This window comes from Pedobacter sp. BS3 (genome assembly GCF_008274585.1).
In the GTDB taxonomy this organism is placed as follows: Bacteria; Bacteroidota; Bacteroidia; order Sphingobacteriales; family Sphingobacteriaceae; genus Hufsiella_A.
On sequence record NZ_VTRT01000017.1, the window covers coordinates 1 to 6,070 of the forward strand.

Below are 6,070 nucleotides of genomic sequence, written 5' to 3' on the forward strand. Positions count from 1 at the left end.
ACATAAAAACGTCATACTTTTGCGCTCGCTTTCGCGATGAGGGCGTATAGGGAAGAAGGGGTTTATAGGGGTATAAGGAGAGAAGATTTCCTGGACAATTGAGGAGCGATATAATCTTTTAAGTGGAGAGGGTAACCTGAGGGTAGAAGGGGCGGATAGACCCGGAGCAGAGGATTCCAGGTAAGGGGGAACAGTCTCAAAGGAATCTGAGACCTTCCGGAAAAAAAAGATAAAAAAAGATTTGGAGTGGAAGGATAAAGTTTCTACCTTTGCAGTCCCAAACAAAACGGGGGTATCAGGAAGCCGGAAGCAAAAGCAGAACGGCAGGATGAGCCAGGGCAAAAGCAGCAATGCCGGAAGCCCGAAAAGCAAGACCAGTAGGCGCAAGGCCGAACATCAGTAACACACCGAATTTACACCAGAGCCCACCGGCAGCGCCGGAGAGTTCAGGGAAAAATACAGAGCCAAACCGGGACGGGGCGGCGCAAAAGTTCTTTAAAGAAATGTCATGTAGCGTAACGGGTAGCGATACCCGTTAGAGATAACAAAATATCCAAAGTCAATTCAACAAATAGCATAAAAACAGATTCTATTTGAGAAAAATAGAGTCAAGAACAAACTTACATTACAATGGAGAGTTTGATCCTGGCTCAGGATGAACGCTAGCGGCAGGCCTAATACATGCAAGTCGAACGAGATTGAGGAGCTTGCTCCTCATGAAAGTGGCGCACGGGTGCGTAACGCGTATGCAACCTACCTGTAACAAGGGGATAGCCCGGAGAAATCCGGATTAATACCGTATAAAATCACAGTATCGCATGGTACAATGATTAAACATTTATGGGTTACAGATGGGCATGCGTGACATTAGCTGGTTGGTGAGGTAACGGCTCACCAAGGCGACGATGTCTAGGGGCTCTGAGAGGAGAATCCCCCACACTGGTACTGAGACACGGACCAGACTCCTACGGGAGGCAGCAGTAAGGAATATTGGTCAATGGGCGCAAGCCTGAACCAGCCATGCCGCGTGCAGGAAGACGGCCCTACGGGTTGTAAACTGCTTTTGTACCGGAATAAACCTCTTTACGAGTAAAGAGTTGAATGTACGGTAAGAATAAGGATCGGCTAACTCCGTGCCAGCAGCCGCGGTAATACGGAGGATCCAAGCGTTATCCGGATTTATTGGGTTTAAAGGGTGCGTAGGCGGCTACTTAAGTCAGGGGTGAAAGACGGCAGCTCAACTGTCGCAGTGCCTTTGATACTGAGTAGCTTGATTACAGCTGAGGTAGGCGGAATGAGACAAGTAGCGGTGAAATGCATAGATATGTCTCAGAACACCGATTGCGAAGGCAGCTTACTAAAGTGTAAATGACGCTGAGGCACGAAAGCGTGGGGATCAAACAGGATTAGATACCCTGGTAGTCCACGCCCTAAACGATGAATACTCGATGTTAGCGATATACAGTTAGCGTCCAAGCGAAAGCGTTAAGTATTCCACCTGGGGAGTACGCCCGCAAGGGTGAAACTCAAAGGAATTGACGGGGGCCCGCACAAGCGGAGGAGCATGTGGTTTAATTCGATGATACGCGAGGAACCTTACCCGGGCTTGAAAGTTAGTGAATGAACCAGAGATGGTTCAGTGATTTATCACACGAAACTAGGTGCTGCATGGCTGTCGTCAGCTCGTGCCGTGAGGTGTTGGGTTAAGTCCCGCAACGAGCGCAACCCCTATGTTTAGTTGCCAGCATGTCAAGGTGGGGACTCTAAACAGACTGCCTGTGCAAACAGCGAGGAAGGTGGGGACGACGTCAAGTCATCATGGCCCTTACGTCCGGGGCTACACACGTGCTACAATGGGCAGTACAGAGGGCAGCGACATAGTAATATGAAGCCAATCTCAAAAAGCTGTTCACAGTTCGGATTGAGGTCTGCAACTCGACCTCATGAAGTTGGATTCGCTAGTAATCGCAGATCAGCAATGCTGCGGTGAATACGTTCCCGGGCCTTGTACACACCGCCCGTCAAGCCATGGAAGCTGGGGGTACCTGAAGTATGTAACCGCAAGGAGCGTCCTAGGGTAAAACCGGTAACTGGGGCTAAGTCGTAACAAGGTAGCCGTACCGGAAGGTGCGGCTGGAATACCTCCTTTCTAGAGGTTGAATTGAGCCCGTTATGCTACAGATATTTTCTTAAACAATTAGATTTTAGATAGGAGACATCAGATTTGAGCCGAGAATCCGGTTAAGTACCAGTTATTCTCAATACTCATATCTCCATACTCACATCTAAAACAAGCAACCCGGAAGAAGCAGCCGAATCAGTTGGTAAAGATCAGCAGGGCGGCGAGATTGTAAGATGAATTACGATTTACGGAATTACGAGTTACGATTAAAGCAGGCAAGAGGAGAAGATCGTAAATCACAATCTACAATCGTAAAGAAGCAAAAGACAGTCCCGTAGCTCAGTTTGGTTAGAGCACTACACTGATAATGTAGGGGTCAGCAGTTCAAATCTGCTCGGGACTACATGGTGAGTTGAAAGTGAAAAGTGGAAGGTAAAAAGTAGAAAACACTTTGAACATTGCACTTTAAACTAAAAACTATCTTCAGGGGAATTAGCTCAGCTGGCTAGAGCACCTGCCTTGCACGCAGGGGGTCAACGGTTCGAATCCGTTATTCTCCACCTATTAAGGTCTAAGGTCGAAAGGCTGAAGGCAGGAAGGGAAACCCTCCACCTTCAAACCCTCTCACCCTCCACCTTGAGAAAGTTCTTTGACATATTGGAAGAAGTAATTGAAAGAGAAGACAACAGAAGAGTTGTAGGTGATAAGTAATGAGTATTAAGTCGCAAGACTTTCAACTCTAAACTTTCAACTCTAAACTCAAAAAAGCATACCATACTGAGCAAAAGCAGTATTGGTAGAAGAAAGTAAGAAAGGGCACACGGGGGATGCCTAGGCTCTCAGAGGCGAAGAAGGACGTGATAAGCTGCGATAAGCCGCGGGGATTTGCAAATAGGAATTGATCCGCGGATTTCCGAATGGGGAAACCTGATTATCTGAAGGATAATCGTAAAATACGCGAACGTGCTGAACTGAAACATCTAAGTAAGCATAGGAAGAGAAAACAATAGTGATTTCCAGAGTAGTGGCGAGCGAAATGGAAATAGCCCAAACCAGCGCTGTTACGGCAGCACTGGGGTTGTAGGACTACAATGTGGTACATTAAACCGAAGCGGAAGGGTCTGGGAAGGCCCGCCAAAGAGCATGAGAGCTGCGTACGCGTAAGGAATAATGACTTAGTAGGATCCTGAGTACCGCGAGGTTGGAGACGCCTTGTGGGAATCCGGCGGCACCATCCGCCAAGGCTAAATACTCCTGAGAGACCGATAGTGAACCAGTACCGTGAGGGAAAGGTGAAAAGAACCCCGAACAGGGGAGTGAAATAGAACCTGAAACCGTGTGCTTACAAGCGGTCGGAGTCCGCCAGTAGGCGGATGACGGCGTGCCTTTTGCATAATGAGCCTACGAGTTACTCTTCCCTGGCAAGGTTAAGTGATGAAGTCACGCAGCCGAAGCGAAAGCGAGTCTGAAAAGGGCGTATAGTCAGGGGAGGTAGACGCGAAACCTTGTGATCTACCCTTGAGCAGGTTGAAGGTGCGGTAACACGTACTGGAGGACCGAACCGATAAGCGTTGAAAAGCTTCCGGATGACTTGAGGGTAGGGGTGAAAGGCTAATCAAACTGGGAAATAGCTCGTACTCCCCGAAATGTTTTTAGGAACAGCGTGGCGGTAGAGTTTCATAGAGGTAGAGCTACCGATTGGGTGCGGGGGAGTCACATCCTACCAAATCCAGACGAACTCCGAATGCTATGAAATATACGCTGCAGTGAGGCTCTGGGTGCTAAGGTCCAGGGCCGAGAGGGAAAGAACCCAGACCATCAGCTAAGGTCCCCAAATGTAAGCTAAGTTGAACTAACGAGGTTCGGTTGCACAGACAGCTAGGATGTTGGCTTGGAAGCAGCCATTCATTTAAAGAGTGCGTAACAGCTCACTAGTCGAGCGACCGGGCATGGATAATAAACGGGCATAAGTTTACTACCGAAGCTATGGATCCGCCAGATGGCGGATGGTAGGGGAGCATTCCAGCGGGGGCGAAGATGTATCGTAAGGTATGTTGGACCTTCTGGAAAAGCAAATGTAGGCATAAGTAACGATAAGGCAGGAGAGAAACCTGCCCACCGAAAGACTAAGGTTTCCTGATCAACGCTAATCGGATCAGGGTTAGTCGGGGCCTAAGGAGAATCCGGGTGGAGAATCCGATGGACAACGGGTTAATATTCCCGTACTTTGTATAACTGCGATGTGGTGACGGAGTAGTGACACTGCCGCGATCTGACGGAATAGATCGTTGAAGGCTGTAGGTAAATCAATCACAGGCAAATCCGTGATAGGTGCTGAAAGCTGATAGTACCTTAAACCTTCGGGGGCGAGGATAGTGCAGGTAATCAGACTTCCAAGAAAACCCGCTAAGCTTCAGGTTATACAAACCCGTACCGTAAACCGACACAGGTAGTCGAGGAGAGAATCCTAAGGTGCTCGAGTGAATCATGGCTAAGGAACTCGGCAAAATGGCCCTGTAACTTCGGGAGAAGGGGCGCCTGCAGCAATGCAGGCCGCAGTGAAAAGGCCCAGGCGACTGTTTAACAAAAACACATGGCTTTGCAAAATCGAAAGATGAGGTATAAGGCCTGACACCTGCCCGGTGCTGGAAGGTTAAGAGGGGATGTTATTCGCAAGGAGAAGCATTGAATCGAAGCCCCAGTAAACGGCGGCCGTAACTATAACGGTCCTAAGGTAGCGAAATTCCTTGTCGGGTAAGTTCCGACCTGCACGAATGGTGTAACGATCTGGGCGCTGTCTCAGCCATGAGCTCGGTGAAATTGTGGTATCGGTGAAGACGCCGGTTACCCGCAACGGGACGGAAAGACCCCATGCACCTTCACTACAGCTTAACATTGATATTGGATACAGGATGTGTAGGATAGGTGGGAGACGGTGAAGCGGCTTCGCCAGGAGTCGTGGAGTCAACGTTGAAATACCACCCTTTCTGTATTCGGTGTCTAATCCGCCGGCTGGCGGAGACATTGTTTGGCGGGTAGTTTGACTGGGGTGGTCGCCTCCAAAAAGGTAACGGAGGCTTTCAAAGGTATGCTCAGTACGCTTGGTAACCGTACGTGGAGTGCAATAGCAAAAGCATGCTTGACTGTGAGACAGACAAGTCGATCAGGGTCGAAAGACGGATATAGTGATCCGGTGGTTCTGCATGGAAGGGCCATCGCTCAAAGGATAAAAGGTACGCTGGGGATAACAGGCTGATCTCCCCCAAGAGCTCATATCGACGGGGAGGTTTGGCACCTCGATGTCGGCTCGTCACATCCTGGGGCTGGAGAAGGTCCCAAGGGTTCGGCTGTTCGCCGATTAAAGTGGCACGCGAGCTGGGTTCAGAACGTCGCGAGACAGTTCGGTCCCTATCTGTTGTGGGCGCAGGAAGTTTGAGTGGGGCTGACCTTAGTACGAGAGGACCGGGTTGGACCAACCGCTAGTGAATCTGTTATGGCGCCAGCTGTACTGCAGAGTAGCTATGTTGGGAATAGATAAGCGCTGAAAGCATCTAAGTGCGAAACTAGCCACGAGATGAGACTTCCATAGAGGGTCGTAAGAGACGATTACGTAGATAGGCTACAGGTGTAAAGGTGGTAACATCAAAGCCGAGTAGTACTAATCACCCGAAGCTTTCTCAAGCAGATAATCCCGCATGTTCGGGACTGTCTTCTGTTTCAATGACTTCTTTCAATTCATGTCTTAGGTAAGAGGCAAAAGGCATAGGGAGTAAGGAGAACCTTACACCTTCAACCTTACACCTTTAACCTTATAAAACCTTCAGGTGCCTATATCGGCGGTGTCCACCTCTTCCCATTCCGAACAGAGACGTTAAGCCCGCCAGAGCCGATGGTACTGCCGTAACAGGTGGGAGAGTAGGTCGGTGCCACCCCTTTTTTTGAACGCCT

General features: G+C 49.3%; 2 tRNA genes and 3 rRNA genes. All 5 read left to right on the plus strand.

Features of this window, described 5'->3' with window-relative positions:
* Positions 1 to 627: 627 nt before the first annotated feature.
* A 16S ribosomal RNA gene (locus FW774_RS20195) occupies positions 628 to 2,149 on the plus strand.
* Between the two features lie 301 nt (positions 2,150 to 2,450).
* Positions 2,451 to 2,525 (plus strand) — tRNA-Ile (locus FW774_RS20200).
* A gap of 83 nt (positions 2,526 to 2,608) precedes the next feature.
* Positions 2,609 to 2,682 (plus strand) — tRNA-Ala (locus FW774_RS20205).
* 240 nt (positions 2,683 to 2,922) lie between these two features.
* Positions 2,923 to 5,803: ribosomal RNA gene (locus FW774_RS20210) — 23S ribosomal RNA — on the plus strand.
* A gap of 139 nt (positions 5,804 to 5,942) precedes the next feature.
* Positions 5,943 to 6,054 (plus strand): 5S ribosomal RNA (gene rrf, locus FW774_RS20215).
* Together the 16S, 23S and 5S rRNA genes with 2 tRNA genes alongside form the textbook arrangement of a ribosomal RNA operon.
* The last annotated feature ends 16 nt before the right edge of the window (positions 6,055 to 6,070 follow it).